This window comes from Trinickia diaoshuihuensis (assembly GCF_003390925.1).
Lineage (GTDB): Bacteria > Pseudomonadota > Gammaproteobacteria > Burkholderiales > Burkholderiaceae > Trinickia > Trinickia diaoshuihuensis.
Window position 1 is genome coordinate 65,823 of the sequence record NZ_QUBS01000025.1, and the last position, 20,476, is coordinate 86,298.

Annotated in this window: 16 protein-coding genes; 8 read left to right on the forward strand and 8 right to left on the reverse strand. The window is 63.2% G+C overall.

The window, feature by feature from the left end; genetic code table 11:
• Positions 1-28: 28 nt before the first annotated feature.
• Complete coding sequence (locus tag DXT59_RS07060) at positions 29-871, reverse strand: NAD(P)H-binding protein (RefSeq protein ID WP_162877981.1); 843 nt, start codon at positions 869-871, stop codon at positions 29-31.
• A 120-nt stretch (positions 872-991) separates the two neighbouring features.
• Between DXT59_RS07060 and DXT59_RS07065 the strand changes: the two genes are divergently transcribed.
• The 4 genes from DXT59_RS07065 to DXT59_RS07080 all read left to right on the forward strand — a co-directional run bounded on the left by DXT59_RS07065 (position 992) and on the right by DXT59_RS07080 (position 4,761).
• Positions 992-1,987: a LysR family transcriptional regulator gene (locus DXT59_RS07065; RefSeq protein ID WP_116136206.1), complete on the forward strand. Its 996-nt coding sequence runs from the start codon at positions 992-994 to the stop codon at positions 1,985-1,987.
• Between the two features lie 73 nt (positions 1,988-2,060).
• Positions 2,061-2,870 (forward strand): AraC family transcriptional regulator, encoded by an 810-nt coding sequence (locus tag DXT59_RS07070; protein WP_116136207.1) that lies wholly within the window; start codon positions 2,061-2,063, stop codon positions 2,868-2,870.
• A gap of 125 nt (positions 2,871-2,995) precedes the next feature.
• Positions 2,996-4,117 (forward strand): threonine aldolase family protein, encoded by a 1,122-nt coding sequence (locus tag DXT59_RS07075; protein ID WP_116136208.1) that lies wholly within the window; start codon positions 2,996-2,998, stop codon positions 4,115-4,117.
• Complete coding sequence (locus tag DXT59_RS07080) at positions 4,114-4,761, forward strand: alanyl-tRNA editing protein (RefSeq protein WP_116136209.1); 648 nt, start codon at positions 4,114-4,116, stop codon at positions 4,759-4,761. The genes DXT59_RS07075 and DXT59_RS07080 overlap by 4 nt, the downstream gene beginning before the upstream one ends.
• 9 nt (positions 4,762-4,770) lie before the next feature.
• Here the strand turns inward: DXT59_RS07080 and DXT59_RS07085 are convergent, their stop codons facing one another.
• Positions 4,771-7,188 (reverse strand): FdhF/YdeP family oxidoreductase, encoded by a 2,418-nt coding sequence (locus DXT59_RS07085; RefSeq protein WP_116136210.1) that lies wholly within the window; start codon positions 7,186-7,188, stop codon positions 4,771-4,773.
• A gap of 161 nt (positions 7,189-7,349) precedes the next feature.
• Here DXT59_RS07085 and DXT59_RS07090 point away from each other — a divergent pair, with 161 nt between their 5' ends.
• Entirely contained in the window at positions 7,350-9,374 is a 2,025-nt protein-coding gene (locus DXT59_RS07090) for an acetoacetate--CoA ligase (RefSeq protein ID WP_116136211.1), read from the forward strand.
• Positions 9,375-9,406: 32 nt separating this feature from the next.
• Here the strand turns inward: DXT59_RS07090 and DXT59_RS07095 are convergent, their stop codons facing one another.
• Positions 9,407-11,671 (reverse strand): ATP-dependent DNA helicase, encoded by a 2,265-nt coding sequence (locus tag DXT59_RS07095; protein ID WP_116136212.1) that lies wholly within the window; start codon positions 11,669-11,671, stop codon positions 9,407-9,409.
• Complete coding sequence (locus DXT59_RS07100; protein ID WP_116136237.1) at positions 11,668-13,386, reverse strand: VRR-NUC domain-containing protein; 1,719 nt, start codon at positions 13,384-13,386, stop codon at positions 11,668-11,670. The genes DXT59_RS07095 and DXT59_RS07100 overlap by 4 nt, the downstream gene beginning before the upstream one ends.
• Before the next feature lie 143 nt (positions 13,387-13,529).
• Here DXT59_RS07100 and DXT59_RS07105 point away from each other — a divergent pair, with 143 nt between their 5' ends.
• Entirely contained in the window at positions 13,530-14,195 is a 666-nt protein-coding gene (locus DXT59_RS07105) for a DUF1345 domain-containing protein (RefSeq protein ID WP_116136213.1), read from the forward strand.
• A gap of 387 nt (positions 14,196-14,582) precedes the next feature.
• The gene (locus DXT59_RS07110) at positions 14,583-15,788 is read left to right on the forward strand and encodes a glycosyltransferase family protein (RefSeq protein WP_116136214.1); all 1,206 of its coding nucleotides are present in this window, start codon (positions 14,583-14,585) and stop codon (positions 15,786-15,788) included.
• 94 nt (positions 15,789-15,882) lie between these two features.
• Here DXT59_RS07110 and DXT59_RS31555 read toward each other — a convergent pair whose 3' ends face one another.
• Positions 15,883-16,293, reverse strand: coding sequence for a helix-turn-helix domain-containing protein (locus DXT59_RS31555; protein WP_420823367.1), 411 nt, complete (start codon positions 16,291-16,293; stop codon positions 15,883-15,885).
• Between the two features lie 312 nt (positions 16,294-16,605).
• Here DXT59_RS31555 and DXT59_RS31560 point away from each other — a divergent pair, with 312 nt between their 5' ends.
• A complete protein-coding gene (locus tag DXT59_RS31560; RefSeq protein WP_420823368.1) occupies positions 16,606-16,947 on the forward strand; it encodes a hypothetical protein in 342 nt (113 codons plus the stop codon).
• An 847-nt stretch (positions 16,948-17,794) separates the two neighbouring features.
• Here DXT59_RS31560 and DXT59_RS07125 read toward each other — a convergent pair.
• The 3 genes from DXT59_RS07125 to DXT59_RS07135 form a co-directional block, all read right to left on the reverse strand.
• Positions 17,795-18,523 carry a pirin family protein gene (locus DXT59_RS07125; RefSeq protein ID WP_116136217.1) on the reverse strand — a complete coding sequence of 243 codons (729 nt, stop codon included), beginning with the start codon at positions 18,521-18,523 and terminating at the stop codon, positions 17,795-17,797.
• A gap of 174 nt (positions 18,524-18,697) precedes the next feature.
• Positions 18,698-19,615 carry a sensor histidine kinase gene (locus tag DXT59_RS07130; protein WP_116136218.1) on the reverse strand — a complete coding sequence of 306 codons (918 nt, stop codon included), beginning with the start codon at positions 19,613-19,615 and terminating at the stop codon, positions 18,698-18,700.
• 11 nt (positions 19,616-19,626) lie between these two features.
• Entirely contained in the window at positions 19,627-20,265 is a 639-nt protein-coding gene (locus tag DXT59_RS07135) for a response regulator (RefSeq protein ID WP_162877984.1), read from the reverse strand.
• Positions 20,266-20,476: the final 211 nt, after the last annotated feature.

Consider the following 20,476-nt stretch of genomic DNA (forward strand, 5'->3'; position numbering starts at 1 on the left):
GCCGCGCCTTTATTGTATCGAGGTGGCCTCACCGAAACGCGTCGATGTGCATCTTCAGCCATTGCTCGAACCGCAGCGGCTTACGCCCGAGTAGACGTTCGACCGTATCCGATACGGTGGCCCCGCGGCCTTCGCGCACCGATTCGTACGACTTCACGATCGAGGCGGCGATCGGGTGGGGAATGCCCGCGCGGGCGAGGTTCTCCACGGCCTGATCGAGCGTGATATCGACGCACCGCAGCGGGCGATCGAGCCACTGTGCAAGCAGTGCGACCTGCTCCGGCACGCTGATCGTCTCGCCGCCGGTCACGAGCATCGTCTTTTCCGTCGAGCCGGGATCCGTCAAAGCCCGCACGGCGACGGCGGCAATGTCTTCGGGGGCGACCGGCGCGGCCCGGCCCGTGCCCATGGGATTGGCCACGACGCCTTCCGCGCGAATGCCATGCACCCACAGGTAGCTATTCGACATGAAGCCGGTGGGACGGACGAATCGCGCGTCGAGTCCCGCCGCCGTCAGCAGGTCCTCTTTCTCGCGATGGGCGCGGCCAAGCATCGTCTCGGGCAGGAATTCGACCATGGCGCTCGAGAGCATGACCGCTCGTGCCACATCCCGCGCGGCGGCTCGCTGCGCCAATTCGCGAAATCCCTCGGCACCGCCGATATTCATCAAGAAGACGCCTTGCACGCCGTCGAGCGCTCTCGAAAACGCGTCGGGCGTATCGTAGTCTCCCGCCGCCACGTCGATGCGCCCATTCAAGTGCGCGAGCTTCGACGGGCTGCGGACATAGGCTCGAACCGCATGACCCGCGTTCACCAACTGCTCGACCACCAAGCTGCCCACGTTTCCGCTGGCGCCAGTCACTAGATACATGGTTGCACTCCTTCGTTTGTGCGTGATTGAACGTACGCCCGAAAGAATGGCTATCATCGGCAACAATAGGAAGGAATCGAACTGTCTGTTGCTTTGGTGGAACAATAAACAGGGCCCGCCATGATCGACCTAAACGAATTGCAGTTCTTTGTCCGCATCTGCGAGGCGCAAAGCTTCACGGTGGCGGCGGCGCGCCTGGGCGTGCCCAAATCGACCGTCAGCCGGGCGCTGTCGCGGCTGGAGAAGCGGTTGGGCGTCTGTCTGATCGAGCGCACGACGCGCAGCCTCCTGCTCACGGAAGCGGGCGAGCTGTATCTCGAGCGATGCCTACGCATGCTCGAGGAGGCCGAACAAGCCGATCTCGCGATCGGGGCCATGCATGCCGAGCCGCGCGGCGTGCTGCGCGTCGCCGCGTCGGTGCCGTTCGCGCGCTTCGCGCTCGCGCCCGTGCTGAGCGATTTTCTCGCCCGTTACCCCCGTGTGCGTCTGCAATTGCAGTTGCTCGGGAGCGACTACAAGCCGGGCGACGGCGCGGCCGATATCGTCGTCAGTGCCCATCCGAGCGCCGAGTCCGCAATGCGCGCCGCGCCGTTGTTTCAGGTCCGGCTGGCCTTGTACGCGAGCCCTGATTACTTGGCGGGCCGCCGCTTGCCGCAAACGCCCGCCGATCTGCGCGAGCATCACTGCATCTGCTCGAATTGCTGCACGGCGGGCCAGCCGGGCGGCGCGGCGACGTCCACTTGGCGGCTGCGGCGCGGCGCGCATACACAAGAGGTCAGATTCGAGCCGCGGGTGAGCGTGGCGGATCCGACCATCGGATATTTGCTGGCGATGACGGGAAGCGGGATTGCGCTGCTCAACCGGCATGCGGCGCGCGGCGATGTCGAGGCGGGGCGTCTAGTACGGCTGTTGCCCGACTGGGAGATCGAGCCCGTGCAGCTTTATGCGCTCTACGCCTCGCGCTTGAATGCCTCCCCGAAGATCAACGCGTTTCTGGGGTTCCTGCGCGCGCGCTTGAACGACGCCGAGCCGGGCGGGCAGGCCGTGCAGCCGTCTAAGCGCTCGCGCGCCGACTATGCGCCGCGTCCGGCTTCGCATGCCGAGGCGGTGGACTGAAACCATTGCGTTCACCGGCTTATACTGGGGCCCTCACTCGCTTCGCTTCGATCGCGTTTCGCCCGTACCACTTATGTCCGATCGCGTCCATTATCGACATATCGCCGATATGCCCGGCCTCGTGCTGGGCGCCGCGCGTTTTTCGACTTTCAGTTTCGACCGCCATTTTCACCTCGATTACCATATCGGCCTCGTCACCGAAGGCGTGCAGCGGCAACGGTTCGGTGGAAAGACGGTGCTCGTCGGGCCCGGCCGCGTCTCGTTGATGCCGCCCGGCGAGATCCACGACGGCGTGAGCGACGAAGCGAGCGGCTATACGCTCAAAACTTTTCGTTTGTCGAGCGAGTTGCTCGGCAGCGTGGCCGAGGACTTGAGCGGTTCGCCACGCGAGCCGCACTTGGCGGGCGCGCTATTGGACGACGCGCAGTTGGCGGCCCAACTCGCTCGCTTGTTCGACGTGATGCGAGCAAGCGGGCAGGGTGGATCGCTGGCCGTGCAATCGGAGTGGCTGCGCCTGCTCGACCTGCTCCTTACGCGGGCGCGGGCGATCGCGCCTGCGCAAACGAGCGGATCGCTTTCGCCGCTGCAATGGCAACGTGTTCGCGACTATTGCTTCGCTCATCTGAGCGAGAAGATCACGCTCGATGCGCTTGCCTCGCTGTGCGATCTCGGCCGCTTTCAATTTCTTCGGCAGTTCAAACAAACGGTGGGCATGACGCCGCATGCGTGGCTGTTGCGGTTGCGTCTCGAGCATGCTTGCGTATTGCTCTCGCGCAGCTCGCAAACGATCGCGGAAGTGGCTCAGGGGGTGGGCTTCTACGATCAAAGTCACTTCAATCGCGCCTTCCGGCAAGCGTTCGGCGTGGCGCCGTCCGGCTATTGACCCGGCGCAATCGCCGAAACGAACGCACAGCGTCAATTTTTTACAATGCCGCGCGCTCGCGCCCCGATACCATGCGCAAGCCATGGGGGCGCAAGCCCCGTTTGTTTGGGGAGTCGAGGAAATCGATGGCGAATCGTGAGCAGATACCGCCGGCCGTTCAAGGCGAGCCGGCATTGGGTTTTTCAAGCGACAACATCGCGGCGGCATCGCCCGAGGTGATCGAGGCGCTCGTCGCCTGCAATGCCGGGCAAGCGCGACCGTACGGCGCCGATGAACTGACCGCGCGCGTGGCCGGCAAATTCGGCGAATTGTTCGAGCGAGAGGTCAGCGTCTTGCTCGTGCCGACGGGCACGGCCGCCAATGCGCTGTCGCTGGCCGCACTCACGCCGCCTTGGGGCAGCGTACTCTGTCATCGCGACAGTCACGTCAACAACGACGAATGCGGAGCGCCCGAATTTTTCACGGGCGGCGCGAAGCTCGTCACGGTGGACGGCGCCGCCGCGAAGATCGATGTCGAGGCATTGCGGATCGCCGCGCGCGCCAAGCTCGGCGACGTGCACTCGACGCAACCCGCTTGCGTGACGATTACGCAGGCGACGGAAGTCGGCAGCTTGTACGAGGTGGACGAAATCGCCGCGATCGGGGAGGTGTGCCGCGCGTCGGGCTTGCGGCTGCATATGGACGGCTCGCGCTTTGCAAACGCGCTCGCGGCGCTCGGCTGCACGCCGGCGGAGCTGACGTGGAAGGCCGGCGTCGACGTGTTGTCGTTCGGCGCGACGAAAAACGGCGTGCCCGCCGCCGAGGCGATCGTCTCGTTCGATCCCGCCATCGCGAGCGAATTGGCGTTCCGGCGTAAGCGCGCGGGGCATCTGTTCTCGAAGATGCGCTTCTTATCGGCGCAGATCGACGCCTACCTTGCCGACGGCCTTTGGCTGCGCAACGCGAGGCAAGCCAATGCCATGGCGCAACGGCTCGTGCGGGGATTGCGAGGCGTGTCGAGCATCGAAGTCATGGGCGAGCCTCGCGCGAACATCGTGTTTTGCCGGTTGCCGCAGGCGCTGATCGAGGCGCTGCTGGCACGAGGTTTCGGGTTTTACCACGATCGTTGGGGTCCGGGCGTGGTACGGCTCGTGACGTCGTTCGCGACGTCGGCCGCGGACGTCGACCATTTGCTCGGCGCGGTGCGGCAGGCGATCGGCGCGGGGTCCGAGGACGGCGATGGATACGAGAAGGGGGACGAGGCATGACGCAGCGGCTTTATATGACCGAGGACACTCTGGCGATGGATGCGGCCGTCGTGCGCTGTACCCCGCGTGAAGACGGTCACTTCGATGTCGTCTTGTCGGCAACGCTGTTTCATCCCCAAGGCGGGGGGCAACTGTCCGATCGCGGCACGATCGGGGGTGTCGAGGTGCTCCGTGTGCTGGCCGTGGAGAGCGAGATCGTCCACGTTTGCGAGCGGGCCGTCGCGCTCGGCGACACGCCTATCGAGGTGTGCGCCGAATCGCGCGCGTTGCATGCCAGGCTGCATTCGGCGGGGCACCTGATCGGCTATTGCGGCGAGGCGCTTGGGTGGCGCGCCGTCAAGGGCCATCACTGGCCCGGCGAAGCGAGGGTGGTTTTTGAAGGCGATGCCGGCACGCAGGCGTTCGATGCGCAAACGATCGAGGCGATGGCCAATGCGCACGTCGACGCTCGATTGCCGCGCCGAACGGTGCTGGAGGGCGAGACGCGCAAGATCGGCTTCGGTGCGTTGCCGCTGCACGGATGCGGCGGCACGCACGTCGCCGTGTCGTCGGATGTCGGGCGCATTCGTATTTCGAAAGTGAAGGAAAAGAAAGGCCAGGTCTCCGTCCACTACGAACTCGCGCTCGAAGGCGAACTCGCCTGAGCGAGCCGGCTACGAAGGCGTCGCCCGGTCCAGCGGCGGACGGCCCGCATCGGCCGCGCTGGCCGCTCCCGTGCGATCGACCGGCACGTCGCCGTCTTGCCAGGTATGCGCGTCGTCCTGGTGCGCCCCGTCTCTGCGGCTTAGCGAGAGCAGCACCGGGATCGACTTGTAAGACGGCGTGCCGCTGCGCGGATCGACGTCGGAGAGCGATACGAGCGCGTTGGCTTCCGGGTAATAAGCGGCGATCGAACCCGGCGCGATATCGAAGGCTACCGCCGTCAGTCGTTCGATTCGTCTCGATCCACCGACATCGATCGTGCTTTCGATCGTTTCCACGTCGACCAAATCGCCATGCTTCAATCCGCGCGCGGTGAGATCGGCCTCGTTGACGAAAACGATGTCGCGCCGGCCCGTGATTCCGCGGTAGCGGTCGTTGTAACTGTAGATGGTCGTGTTGTATTGATCGTGGCTGCGGATCGTCGCAAGAATCAGCGCGTCGCTGCGGTCCACGCGCGGATCGGCCAACACGCCCTTGTGCGCAATGAAGCGCGCACGGCCCTCGGGCGTTGCCCAGCGCCGTTCCGAGGCAGGATTGTAGAGGCGAAACCCGCCCGGCTCGCGCACGCGCTCGTTGAAGCGCTCGAATTGGGGGAACACCGCCTCGATCAAATCGCGAATGCGATCGTAATCGCCGATCCAACCGTCCCAATCGAGCGAGGGATCGTCGAGCGTCGCCTTGGCCATGCCCGCGATGATCGCGGGCTCCGAGCGCAAAAGGTCGGATGCGGGCTGCAGCGACCCGCGCGACGCATGCACCATCGACATCGAATCTTCGACGGTGATGAACTGCGGGCCGCTTGCTTGTTCATCGAGTTCGGTCCGGCCCAAACACGGCAACAGCAGCGTTTCCTTGGCGATCAGCAAGTGCGACCGGTTCAGCTTCGTCGCGATATGGACGGCCAGGTCGAGCTTGCGCATGGCGGCGAACGAGGCGTCGGTGTCCGACATGGCCACGGGTAAATTGCCGCCAAGACAGATCAGTGCCTTCGCGCGCCCGTCCCGCATGGCCTCGATGGCGGCGACCGCGCCGTGCCCGTGCGTTCGCGGCGGCTCGAACCGGAATACGCGCGCGAGCGCATCGAGCAGTTCGGGAGGCGGCACCTCGGTGATGCCGACGGTGCGGTCGCCTTGGACGTTCGAGTGTCCTCGCAACGGACAGATACCGGCGCCGTCGCGGCCGAGGTTGCCGCGCATCAGCAGCAAATTGACGATTTGCTGAACGTTCGCCGTGCCGCGGCGGTGCTGCGTGATTCCCATGCCGTAGCAGACGATCGCGGCTTTCGATTCCGCATAAAGGCGGCCGATGCGCTCGATTTCCGCGCGTTCGATGCCCGAGACGCATTCGATGTCTTCCCACTTCGTCGCATCGAGATCGGCGATGATTTCGTCGAGGCCGATCGTATGCGCTTCGATGAAGGCGCGGTCGAGCACGCCTTCGCCGCCCGCGGCGAGACGCTCGCGGTCGAGCGCGAGCAGGGTCTTCATCATGCCTTTCAATACGGCCACGTCGCCGCCGATTTTCAGTTGCAGATAATCGGTTGCGATCGGCGTGGCGCGTCCCGTCATCATTTCGACGGGATCTTGCGGCGACATGAAGCGCACGAGCCCGCGCTCGTGCAGCGGATTGAGCACGACGATCTTCGCGCCGCGCAGCGAGGCCTTGCGCAGCGTCGCGAGCATGCGCGGATGATTCGTACCCGGGTTGTGGCCGATGCAGAAGATCGCGTCGCAGTGATCGAAATCGGCGAGCGTCACGGTGCCCTTGCCGACGCCGATTGCTTCGGGCAGACCGACGCTCGTCGCTTCGTGGCACATGTTCGAGCAGTCGGGAAAATTGTTGGTGCCGAAGCGCCGCGCGAATAGCTGAAAGAGAAAGGCGGCTTCGTTGGAGGCTCGACCCGACGTGTAGAACTCGGCCATGTTCGGATCGGGCAGGGCGCGTAGGGCTTTTCCGATCGTCGCGAAGACTTCGTCCCACGAAACGGGGAGGTAGCGATCGGAGTCGTGGTCGTAGCGCATCGGGTGCGTTAAACGGCCCTCGTTTTCAAGGTCGAAGTCGGTCCAATTCCAAAGCTCCGCCACGTTGTGGCGAGCGAAGAAATCCGGCGTGGTGCGTTTGGTCGTCGCCTCCCAGGAAACGGCTTTCGCGCCGTTTTCGCAGAACTCGAACGACGAGGTGCTGCGAGGGTCGGGCCACGCGCAACCAGGGCAATCGAAGCCTGTCGGCTGATTGACCTTGAGCAGCATCTTCGCCTCGCGGCCCACGCCCATTTGCTGGCGTAGCGCGCGAGCGACGGCTTGAAGCGCGCCCCAGCCGCCGGCCGGTCCACCGTAAGGCCCGACGCCGGGCACTTCGTTCTTGCTCATAAATCCTCCTAATCGTCCGATTTCCGGTCGCAACGCCTGTGCCTAGGAATGGGTCCGCAGTAGCATACGACGGTTCGCGAATAGGGGCCCGCTCGCTGCCAACTGTCGTATATTGGGGGCCGTTGCCCTGCGCGGCAGGGCTCGCAATGGGCTTTTCGCCAATGAACCCTATCGCCGAAAACGTCGCGCCGGCCTGGTCGCCCAGCCCGCAATTCATCGAGTCCTCGCGCATCAATCACTTCATGCGTTGGCTGCGGGCGCAACGCGGTCTCGCGTTCGACGACTACGACGCGCTATGGCAATGGTCCGTCGACGATATCGATGCGTTTTGGTGTGCCTTGTGGGATTGGGCCGATATTCGCTCCCCACAGCCGCGCGGCCGCGCGCTCGTGCATGCATCGATGCCCGGGGCAACGTGGTTTCCCGGCGTGCGAATCAACTATGTCGAACAAGTCTTCCGGCACGCGACGAGCGCATGGCCGGCGATCGTCTATCGCAACGAAGCGGGTGAAGAGGGCGAACTCGGTTGGGCCGAGTTGCAGCGGCAAGTCGCGGCACTGGCGGCTGCGTTGCGCGGCATGGGCGTCGCGCCCGGCGAGCGCGTCGCGGCTTTCATGGCCAATACGCCGCAAACGGTCGTGGCTTTTCTGGCCGTGGCGAGCATCGGTGGGATCTGGTCGGTCTGCTCCCCCGATATGGGCCAATTGGCCGTACTCGATCGCTTTCGGCAAATCGAACCGAAAGTTCTGATCGCGGCCGACGGCTATCGATATGGCGGCAACGCGTACGACCGTATCCCGCTTATCCAGGCATTGCTGCAACAACTGCCGACGGTCGAACAGCTCGTCCTCGTGCCGAACCTTGACGGCTCGCGTACGGCCGCGTCGGCTGGTGGGACGACGGCCGCCCCGAGCCTGCGCGGCGGCGAAGTGAAATGGACCGATTGGGCCGACGCCATAGCGAAAGACGCACCGCTCGAAGTCGAGCAGCTACCGTTCGATCATCCGCTTTGGATCGTCTATTCGTCGGGGACGACGGGCCTGCCCAAGCCGATCGTCCATTCGCATGGCGGTGTCGTGCTCGAGCACGTGAAGACCGCGGCGCTCCATCTCGATCTGCACCCGGGAGACCGCTTCAACTGGTATGCGAGCACCGGCTGGATCATGTGGAATTGCCAGGTGGCGGGACTGCTGGCCGGCGCCACGATCTGTCTGTACGACGGCAATCCGAGCTATCCCGACGCGGGCGCGCTCTGGCGTTTCGTCGGCGACGCGAAGATCAAGTTTTTCGGCGCCGGGGCAGCCTACTTCCAGGGGTGCCTGAAATCCGGTGTCGAGCCCAGGCAGGTCGCCGGCCTCTCGGCGTTGCGCGTGATCGGCTCGACGGGCTCGCCGCTGCCGCCCGAAGCCTATCGCTGGATCCTCGACCATGTGGGCCCTGTCTGGATCGACGTCATTTCCGGCGGGACCGATTTCGCGGGTTGCTTTCTGGCGGGCGTGCCGACGTTGCCCGTCTATCTCGGCGAGATGCAATGCCGTTGCTTGGGCGCGCGCGTCGAGGCATTCGACGAAGCGGGCAAGAGCGTCGTCGACGCCGTGGGCGAGCTGGTCTGCACGGCTCCGATGCCCTCGATGCCGCTCTATTTCTGGAACGACCAAGACAATCGCCGCTATCGCGAAAGCTACTTCGACACGTACCCGGGTATCTGGCGGCATGGCGATTGGATACGGATCACGCCGCGCGGCGGCGCCGTGATCTACGGCCGTTCCGACGCGACGATCAATCGGCACGGCATCCGCATGGGCACGAGCGAGCTGTACCGCGCCGTCGAGGATTTGCCGGAAGTCCTCGACAGCTTGGTCGTCGACCTCGAATACCTGGGGCGCGAATCGTACATGCCGCTGTTCGTGGTGTTGCGGCCGGGCACGGAACTGACGGCGGATCTCGTCGAAAAGATCCGCGAGCGGATTCGCAAGGCGCTATCGGCGCGCCATGTGCCGAACGACGTTTTTCGGGTGGAGGCGGTACCGCGCACGCTGTCGGGCAAAAAGATGGAGTTGCCGATCAAGAAATTGCTGCTGGGGCAGCCGCTCGAAAAGGTGGCCAATCCCGATACGATGGCCAACCCGGAAAGCCTCGCTTGGTTCGATCGGTTTGCGCGCGAGCGCGGCGGCGAAAAGCGGTAGCCGAGAGAAGGGCGCTCGCGCACCGGCTTGCCTCACGGCACGGCCCACCATCGCGGCAAGAGCCGCCGGACTTCGGTGCGCCGGTAGCGATCGTCGATCAAATGCAATACGCCGACGTCGGTCTCGGTCCGAATCACGCGCCCAGCGGCTTGCACGACCTTTTGGAGTCCCGGGTAGAGGTAGACGTAGTCGTACCCGCTGCCGAATTTCGCATCCATCTTGCGGCGCATTTCCTCGTTGACGTCGTTTACCTGCGGCAAGCCGAGCGTGGCGACGAACGCGCCGATCAGTTGGTTGCCGACGAGATCCACGCCTTCGGAGAACGCCCCGCCGAGCACGGCGAGGCCGATGCCGCGATCGGCGGTGCGAAAACGCGCCAAGAACGCGTCGCGCTCCGCCTCGCCCATGCCGGGCGCCTGGGTCCAGATGGGCACGTCGGGATGGCGCGCTTGCATCGAATCGGCGATGCGCCGTAGATAGTCGAAGCTGCTCAAGAAGCCCAGGTAGTTGCCCGGAACCTCGGCGTATTGGCGGGCCATCAAATCGACGATCGGGACCAGCGAGCGCTCGCGGTCCTTGAACCGCGTGGACACGTGCGAGGCGACTCGGATCGTCAATTGCGGCGCCCGAAACGGTCCTTGCACGTCGAGCGCGGCGGTCGCTTCCGGCAGGCCCAGCATGTCGCGATAGAAGCGCTCGGGCGCGAACGTTCCGGAGAACATGACCGTTGCGTGCGCCGCGGCGTGCCGCGCCCCGAGGAATTGAGCGGGAACGACGTTGCGCACGCACAGCGTCGATTGTGTTCGGCCTTGCGCGCCGGCGCCCCTCGTATCGAGTTGGATGTCGAATACCGAGTGCTCGCCGAATTGTTCGGCTAACGAAACGAAGTGCATCGCGTCGAAGAAAACGCGCAGCAGCGTGTCGTCGAGCGAAAGGGGGGCGTCGGCCAGATGATCGGTGACGGCGCCGATCAAGTTTTGCGCGGCCGATAATAGGCGTGCCGGCACTTCGTCATAAGCCTGATAACCATTTGTCTGCGCGCGGCTCAACGCATTCCATTCGCGCTGCAAGCGCTGCAGGGCTTTTTTCAGCACGGCGGGTGCAAGTTTGCCGGCGGCTTTGAACGCGGGCTGATCGATTTGCGCCGTATACATCTTGCGGCCGCGTTCGAGCAGGTTGTGCGCTTCGTCCACGAGCACCGCGACACGCCATTGATTGATACGCGTGAGCGCGTAAAGCAATGCGCTGCTGTCGTAATAGTAGTTGTAGTCGCCGATCACGACGTCGCACCAGCGTGTCAGTTCTTGCGACAAGTAATACGGACACACGTCGTGCGCGAGCGCGGCGCGCCGGACGGCGTCGCGATCGAGGCGGTGGGTCGAAAGCGCGTGTTCGCGCGCGGCCGGAAGGCGGTCGTAAAAGCCGCGCGCGAGCGGGCACGATTCGCCGTGGCACGACTTATCCGGGTGCTCGCAAGCCTTGTCGCGGGCGACGAGTTCGAGCGTGCGCAACGGCAATTCGTTTCCGCCCTGACGAAGCGATTCGACGGCGTCCAGCGCGAGTGCGCGTCCGGGCGTTTTCGCCGTCAGAAAGAACACACGCTCGACATGACCTTGTCCGCACGCCTTGAGCGCGGGAAAGAGTGTGGCCAGCGTCTTACCGATTCCGGTCGGCGCCTGCGCCATAAGCGCGCCCCCGTCGCGCGCCGCTCGATAGACGGCCACCGCCAGTTCGCGCTGCCCGCTTCGAAAGTCTCCGTGGGGAAACCGCAGCCGATCGAGCGCGGCATCGCGTGTGGCGCGATGCGCGCTTTCGCGCATGGCCCACGCAAGAAATCGCTCACACTGCGCTTCGAACAACCCGCGCAGCGCGCCTGCATCGTGCGTTTGCGTGAATATCGTTTCCTTGCGCGAGCCGATGTCGAAATAAACGAGCGCCACGTTCAATTGCGCCAGAGCGCGCGCCTGACACAACAAATGCCCATAGACGAGCGCTTGCGCCCAATGCAACGCGCGGTGATTCTCGGGCATCGACTCGAGTTGCCCACGGTAGGTCTTGATCTCTTCTAGGCGATTGAGCGCGGGATCATAGCCATCGGCCCGGCCGCGCACGGTCAATTCGCGGTACGTTCCCGCCAACGTCACTTCGGCTTCGTACTGGGCCCCGCGCCGCGCGGCGACGGCCGCGTGGCCTTCGATTCCCTCGAGCGACGTGGGCGAGGGCGTGAAGCGCAGATCGAGGTCGCCGCGTTTCGCGGTGAACTCGCACAGCGTGCGCACGGCGACAACGTAGCTCATGCCGCAACCTGTTCGCGATCGTCGCTCGCCCAGCGAATATCGATGACTCGGACGGGCATCCCATGGGCGACGCAATAGCGTAGCCAGCGCGTTTGATTGTCTTGCAGCTTGTCGCCGGGGCCCTTGATCTCGATGAGTTCGTAACGCTTTTGCCCGCGCCAAAACCGCACGAGATCGGGTAGACCCGAGCGGTTTTCGCGGATATCGGCGAGCAACCTCGAAAACCATACTTTCAGGTGCGCGGCCGGCAAGCAATCGAGCGCCAGCGACATCAGTTCCGGCGTGAGCATTGCCCAAAACACGAACGGCGATTGCAGGCCGTTCTTGTGCTCGTAGTGGTGCAGGATCGTCGAGCGGTATGCTTCGCTGTCCAACTGGGTAAGGCAACGGTCGAATATTTCGGCGCGCCTCGCTTGGAAATCGGGCGCATGCAAATCGGCGGGCCCGCGCTGGAACGGGTGAAAGAACGCGCCCGGCACGGGCGCGAATACGGCCTCCCAGCACAACAGGCCGAACAATGAGTTGATTAGGCCGTTTTCGACATAAAAGACCGGCGCCGCCTCGCTGCCGAGATGATCGCGCGCGACGTATTCGACGGCGAACGGCTGCGCGGGGTACGGCAAAACGAGCGTCTCGCGCTCGATCGCGGGCGCGTTGCGCGCCGCTTTGCCTGCTCCCGAGCCCGGTTCTCCCGCCGCTTTGCGCAGGCGCGGCATCATCCGCTCGACGCGCTGCGCTTCCGCTTCGCTTTCCGGGGCGCACAGCGCGTGCAAGGCCAATTCGTGTGCGGCCGCGCATTGGCCGTCACGCTCCAGCACGCGGATGCGGCGGTGCCTCGCGCCCGGCCACGAACTGCGCAGGTAGGCGTCGTGGGCCAAGCGCCAGTGCGCCAGCCGCTCCGCGCGATTGCCGATGCGGTATAAAAGCTTCGCACAGCGCGTTTCGAGCCAGGGATTATCGATGTCGAGCGCCGACGTTTCGGCCAGCAAGGCGGCGAGATCGCTCGCCTCGTCGAGTGTATCGAGCGCCGCGCGGCACGCATGCAACGCGAGGTAGACCTCGATATCGGCGCGCGCGCGGAACGCGCGGGCCGAATGCGGAAACGGCACGGTTTCGTATTGGTAGACGCCTAGATCGGCAAGGACGAACTCCGACCAGTCTTGATGGAGATTGCCGAAAAACATGAGCCGCAGACGCTCGCACAGCGGATCGATCGCCGTGCGGATCACTCGGTCGGCGCTATCCGGCGCCCACTCGCCGTAGCGCCGGGGCGCCGGATGGTCCGAACGAATCGCTTCGAGCCATGCCGCCTTGCGCGCCTGTTTTTGTCCCAACGCCGCCGGAAATATGCGCGACAACTCGGGCAGCGTCGCGACGGCGAACAGTTCGTCGATCGTCACGGCGCAATCGGCATCGACCCAACCGAGCGCCGCGAGGGGAGCCGCCGCCGCGAGCGGGCAGCCGATTTCCTCGTAGACGAGCCGGCTCGCGCGAAACAGGGAGCCGCGCCGCATCAGCATGCGGACGAGCAGCGCGCGAGCCGCTTCGGGCAAGCGAGGAAAGGCGCTTAGGAACGCGCGCTCGGCAGTGTCGAGCAAATCTTCGTAGCGCTCGCCGACCCACGCCAACGCGCGCTCGAAATTCAGCAGGTAGTAGAGCGAGGGAGCAGGGGACGACACGACGGCTGGCGAAGGGCTGTATAAACGTACAGGCATCATACCAAATTCGCCCGCGCCCGCGCCTTGTCGTTCGTCCGCGCGGGACATTGGTAGCGGGCGTGCCGGCCGCGGCGATAATAGCGTCCGGCCGTCGCCCATAGCCATGGCCGCGTACCTTCCATCCATTCGCCCGAGGTTTTATGGAGCCATCCGCACGTGTCGTCCGCTTCTTGAGCAACCGCCCACGCATCTTTATCGGGGTGGCCGTCGGCCTACTCGCGTTCTTTCTCGCACCCTGGCATTTCCGCCCGATCCAGCGCGCGCTCTTCGCATGGGATGCCGGTATGTGGGCGTACCTGGTTTTGATCTGGATTCGGATGGTTAGGGCGAGTCCGGAAGACGTTCAACGGGTAGCCGAACGCGAAGACGAGGGGGCGACCACGGTACTCGCGATCATCACGGCGGCGGCGATCGCGAGTCTCGTCGCGATCGTGGTCGAGTTGTCGGCGGCCAAGGGGCTCGGCGCGAAGCTGGCGAGCATCAACTACGTGCTGACCGGCGTAACGATGATCGGCGGTTGGTTGCTGATCCCGACGGTATTCACGCTGGAATATGCGCGCTATTACCATCAGGCGGGCGAGGGCGAGGCTTCGCTCAAGTTTCCCGATCCGCAGGAACCGCTCGACTATTGGGATTTTATGTATTTCGCATTTACGATCGCGGTGGCGTCGCAAACTTCCGACGTCTCGGTCTGTTCGCGGCGCGCCAGGCGCACTGCGTTGGCGCAGTCGATTTTGTCTTTTTTCTTCAATGCCGCCGTACTCGGCTTGTGCGTTAATATCGCGGCGGGATTGCTCGGGTCTTGAGCGGGTGCCGTGCCGATTGGGTGCGGCACGCATCGCGTTATAACGCAAGCGTGGCCATTGGCCGCTCGGTGTTGCTTGCCGGCGCGGTCACGGGTGGGTGGTTAGGTGTTTTCGGTCAATTTGTCCGCCGTCGTTGCCACCTTCCGGGCAACGAGGCATATTCTCGATAAATAAACACGTCGGACGCGATGCCTCTGGGATTCGCCAAACCATGCGCATTCAATTTCTTAGCGTTGGCCCTAGTGACTTTCGCATAACTGAATGCGGCCGTTTCGCGTTCGGTCAACGAAAATCCCGCCATGGGATTGCATATCGCGTATCGACGGCTTGCCGGGGTTTTTTCCTCGGGAACATCCTAATTGACTCAAAAACTATTTGGCTCGCTCCATGAAACCGCGTGCGCTCGTTATCGAGCCGGACTTATCCGGCTATCGTTGGCGATATGTCCAGTGGACGATCGAAGCGCTCGTCGAGGCGGGCTACGAGTGTATGCTCTGGACTCAGCCGCGCGATCGCGATCATCCGTTGATTTTGGGGTACCAAGTCGCACGAGCCGCCGTTACCGTCGTGACCGATCGAGAGCGCGGGCGGCGCCTCGCGCGTCCGTCGGCATGGCTCAATGCGGCCGGCATGGGTTTTGGCTTTTACGCCGCTTTTGCGTCGTTGTACCGCCACCTGACTCGGTCGTCCCGCCTCGACCTCGTGGTCGTGCCCGATGGCGATTACCTCTTGAATGCGGTCGGCGTGCTCGGCTCGCCGTTCGGCGCCACGCGTTGGATGTGTATTGCCATGCGCCAGTCGTTTCACTTGCGCGACATGGGAGTGCGAGCACCGCGGCGGCCGCTTGCTCAGCTCCTCTTTAAGCGGCTGTTTTATCGTGCATTGCGCGGCGGAAATCTATCGGCCGTGCTGACGATCGATCCCACGCTGTCGATTTGGCATGCGCGTACTTCATCGGGCGGGCAGTATCCTCCCGTTCACTATTTGGAAGGGCCGTATCCGGACGCCGACCGCGTCGAACAGCATGAGGCGAGAGCGCGCTTGGGGATAGGCGGCGAGCGCTGCATTCTCGTCTATGGCACGGTCTCGGACGGCAAGGGAATCAAGGAACTCTTATATGCCTGCATGCGGCGCGACGAGCACCCGCTGATCTTGATCGCCGGAGAGCAAACCAAAGACGTGCGCAGCTTTATCGATTCGATCGGCGGCGCGTTGTTCAGCAGGATCAAGGTCTACGACCAATTCATTTCGCCGGAAATGGAAGCCGATCTGTTTTGTGCGTGCGACGCCGTTTGGGTGGGCTATAAGCGGCACTATGGCATGAGCGGCGTCCTTGCTCAGGCGCATCGCTATGGCAAGACGGTCATCGCAACGGATTCGGGCTTGATCGGATGGTGCGCGAAACGCGATGGCCTCGGCCCGCTGTTGCGTAATTTGTCGGCCCGATCGATCAACACCGCCATCGACGAAGCCTTCGAACTCGACGGCACGCACCGCGGCGGCGCCTTGCAATGGGACGGCGCCGAACCGGTCTCGAGCGATACGGTGAATCACTTCAAGAAAATCGTCCAGACAACGTTGGCGAGCGGTTGAATTAGCGCCGTCCCCGTCTCGATCGATGCGGTCGACAGGTCAATCGGCGAATTTCACGGAAATTCGCCGACGGCCTATCGGTATCGGTCAAATATCAAACGGTGGCGCGAGCATGGCGAAGACGGTATTCCGTGGGAGATACCGTCAGCCGCTTGCGGAACATCTTGGCCAAGTTGTCGCCGTTGCGCATGCCGCTATGACGCGCGATGACGTCGACGGGCAGCTTCGTTTCCGCGAGCAAACGACGCGTCAACTCGAGGCGTGCCTGGAGCAAGAATTCCGAAGGCGTGGTGCCCATTTCCCGTTTGAAGTGGCGCAGATAGTTTCGCTGGCTCATTGCCGCGACGCTTGCCGCGTCAACGATCGTGATGTCTTGCTCGCAATTGGCCAGCAGCCAGCGAGCCGATTCGCGTACTTGCTCGCTCGTGCTCCGGTGGCTAGTGCGGCTCAGCTTCGGCAGCAATACTCGGCTCGTACCCGGCATCAAGCGCTCCGCGATCTTCATCGCGACATCGAGCCCGAGGTCGCGTTTGACCTGGAACAGCGCGAGGCAGAGCAGCCGGTGCTGATCGTCGCTCGCACTCGGGACGTACTCCGCGGCGCCGCGCGGCTCGAGCGCGGCGTTCCAGCTATCGGTGCCGCCGAGTTTGCGTTGCCGGTGCGCGTCGATCGAAGCAAGCGCGGCTTGGCTGACGATCGGCTCGATGCGGTCCGTCCTCTGGTAAATCACGCGCAACCAGCGCACGAAAGGATTGTCGCGCGCGGCCAAGGCGGCGCCCGCGTCGCCGATGATGATCAGGTTGTGTAAATCGCCCAAGTGGCGCGCTTCCAGGCGATCGGTCGAGACGCGCGCCGACGACGAACAGACGACATCGCCGCCGTCGATCGAGAGCAAGCGAACGCTATACAGATTCGTCTTTTCACCCCCGCTTCCACCGAGTTCGTTCGCCACGTCGAAGACCTCGGCGACCATCCCGGCCGTCATAAAAGAAAAGCCCTTGAACAGCAGCAGACCGATTTGCTTGCAACGTGGGTTCGCTTCATCCCCGGTTATGCCCGTCGGCCCGACGGTTTGGCGAATGCCGCTATTTTTTTCAATTTTTTCCATCATCATGGCTGGCTCCTTGGTTTCCTTGTGCGCGCGTTTTTCCTTCGATAACTAATTCTCAAGGCTAATTTACGAGGTTTTTGAGTAATTTTTTTTATTTATTTCCGTGCCCCCGGCGTCGGCCGATGCTAAATGGTTATAAGGCTGTTCCGCGCTCAAGCTTCGTGTAGCGCGGTTCTGCTTGGCTGTGCCCTTCAATGCGCACGCAACCGTGAGCGCCCCGGCCGGCTTTTTCAGCGGACCCGGTGCTTTCGGTGAGTTGCGTTTTTTCCATGCCGCGGACAGAGCGTGTCCTCGACGTCGATAATAAAAGGGACCCGATTAAATTTCCACATAAAAACTATTGCGTCAAAATGTAACCCGAATCCGGCCATTATTGGCCGAGGGCTATCAACGGTGTTAGGTTTTGCGTGGCCGAAATTTCGCCTACTTGGTTCATGCGCGACTTTGAACTAAGTGCTTGCGAAAAATATCGGAAACTGCTAATCGCCGCGGACATCCGCTGATGCGCTTTATCGATCGAGGGAATGCGGCGACAGGTCGGAAACGACGATGCCTTGTCGGTTTCCACGGAGCTACTTGCGCGAAAATATGCCCCGCCCGGTTTTACTGCGCAACAGCGCCCTTAAAAATGGCCGATAAATACTAGCCGTGCGCGAAAGTCAAACTATTCGAGCATGATTAAACTGCCACCGTCGGGGGAGTTGTTGTCTTGGCGACGAAGCGCCTAACAAAATTAAGCCGATCGCGATGCGTTCGCGACCGGCTGGCGGCAAAGAGAAGCCGTGTGCGTCTCATGGAAACGCAGCCCGGCTTCGAGGGGTACGGAGTTCGTATTAAGCGGCCCCGTGGCAACGGGCGGTAATGATTAGCCCGTTGTGTGGGCGGTGGCGGGGCGTTAGCGCATTGGCGGCGTCTCGCGAGCACGTAAATCGAATACGAGCACGTGAGCGTCGCGGCCTTCCGTCAACTTTAGGGCGCTTTCGTCGCGCAGCTTGAGCCCGTCGCCGGCGCCAAGCGCAATGCCATTCACCGTTACTTCGCCTTGCGCGACGTGTACGTAGGCGTACCGGTCATCGCTCAACTCGAGCGAGGCCGTTTCGTCGCCGGTCAGTTGCGCGGCATAGACGCGAACGTCCTGCCGTACCGCCAGCGCACCGCCCTCGCCTTCCGGCGACAGCATCAAGCGCAACTTGCCGCGCTTTTCTTGCGCCTCGACGTGCATCTGCTGGTACCGAGGCGTCGCGCCGAGCGATGCATCGGACGGCAGGATCCAAATCTGCAGAAAATGGACGGGATCGCTCGCCGACGGGTTGTACTCGCTATGCGCGACACCGCTGCCCGCGCTCATCAGTTGCACGTCGCCCGGCACGATCGTCGATCCGTTGCCCATCGAGTCGCGATGTTCGAGCGCGCCTTCGAGCACGTACGAGAAGATCTCCATGTCGCGATGCGGATGGCGGCCGAAACCGCGCCCTGCCGCGACGCGGTCGTCGTTGATCACGAGCAGGTCGGAGAAGCCGACTTGCTCCGGATCGAAGTATTGCGCAAACGAGAAGGTATGGCGCGAGCTGAGCCAGCCGTGTTCGGCTACGCCGCGATCGGCGGCCCGTCGGATTTCGATCATTATGGTTCTCCGAAACGTTAGGACACCAAACGAATCCTTCATATGGCAGGTGTCGATGGCTAAGGAGTCTATGCCAACGTCTCGATCGTCAGAAGACGCATCGTGCCGACTCACTGTCTCAGGAATGGGACAATCGCCCCGGGCCCCGGCGCGTATGGGCGCCCTCGCTATCGCTTACGAGCGGGCGGAGATCGCCGCGACCGGCATCCGCACGATGAGGGCGAAGCCGGCGCCTTCGCCCGTGCGGATGGACACCGTGCCATCAAATTGCGCGGCTCGCTCCGCGATGCCCGGCAACCCGAGCGACGCTCGTCGGCGCCGCCCCGCATCGGGCGCTTCGCCGATGCCGTCGTCGGCGATTCGCAACGAACAAGAGTCGCCGTCGCGGTAAAAGTCGACCGTGACCATACGCGCTCGGGCGTGGCGCGCGACGTTGGTTAGCGCCTCTTGGACGATACGAAAGATGGCCGTGGCGGCGGCCTCCGACACCTCGATATCGTCGACCCTGAATCGGCAGGCCAACCGTATGTTCGAACGGTTCGCGAATTCCGCGGCTAGGCATTCGATTGCGCCCGGGAATCCGAGTGTTTCGAGCGCGAGCGGTCGCAATTGCCGCGTCATGCGCCGAATCGAGGTGAGCGCCGATTCGATCTGGGCTTGCAGATCGCGTATGGCCGTATTCAACGGATGGCTATGGGCGCGCGATCCGGCGAGACGCTCGACGCGCTGCGCGGTCAAGCCCAACGCGTTCAACTGTTGCCCGAGATCGTCGTGCAATTCCTGGGCGATCCGTTTGCGTTCTTGTTCGCGGACCGCTTGCGTTCGGCCTGCCGAAGCCCAATCGTCGCGCGCGGGAAGCGGCGCGGCGGCGGGAGCGGCGACGAATTGGTAGCGGCGACACAGCGTCAAACTGGTGCGAAGCGCGGCAAGCAGGCCTTCGGCGGCTTGGCGCTCTTTGGAACCGGGTTCGAACTGTTCCACACGCCGCTCTTGTTCCTCGACCAAACGAGCGGCAAGCGCAAGCGTACGGCCGGCGGCCGACTCGGTCGCCAATGCCGGCACGCCGGCGGGGAGGGCAGGCGAGGGCTTCATCTCTGGGGCCGTCACACGATGTCGTGATCGTCGATCAACTGATTGCGTACCGCATAACGCACGAGCGCCGCGTCGTTCGCGAAATGCATGACGCGGCAGAGGCGCGCCTTATAGTTGCTCACGGTCTTCGTGCTAAGGCTCAAGGCGCGGCCGATCTCGGCGGCGTTTTGACCGCGCGCGAGCCGCATGAAGATATCGAATTCGCGATCGCTGAGCTGTTGATGCGGCACCGTTTCGCGCGGCGCGACCAAGTTTTGTGCGATGTACTCGGCCATCCATTGCCCCACATAGGTGCCGCCCGCCAAGACTTTGCTCAACGCGGACGATAGCTCCGCTGCCGCCGCGTGTTTGGTCAGATAGCCATGCGCACCCGCCATGAATGCCCGCAGGGCGTAGTGGCGTTCTTCGTGCATCGTCAAGACGAGTATTTTCAATAACGGCGCTTCGTCGCGAATTTTTCTGATCAATTCGATTCCGCTACGGCCCGGCATCGATAGATCGAGCAATAGCAGATCGGCGCGCGTCGAGCGGACCAATTCGAGCGTCGATGCGGCGTCCGACGCCTCGCCCACGACGCATAGGCCCGGCAGGCTTCCAAGGACTTCACGCAGGCCTTCACGAAACACGGGATGATCGTCGGCGAGCAGCATGCGCGTCGCACACGCACGGCCGCCTTCCGTGCTGCCGTCGGCTGTCTCGCAAATCCGGTCGGAAATGGCTGTGCTCATTGAGTTTGCGAGAGATGCGAGGCGATTACCACGTTCATCGATATGATAATCGGCCGTATTTATCTTATTGATTCAGGTTTTCCCTGCGGTACGCACCGGCAGACTGCTTCATTACATCGTACTGCGAGATTGG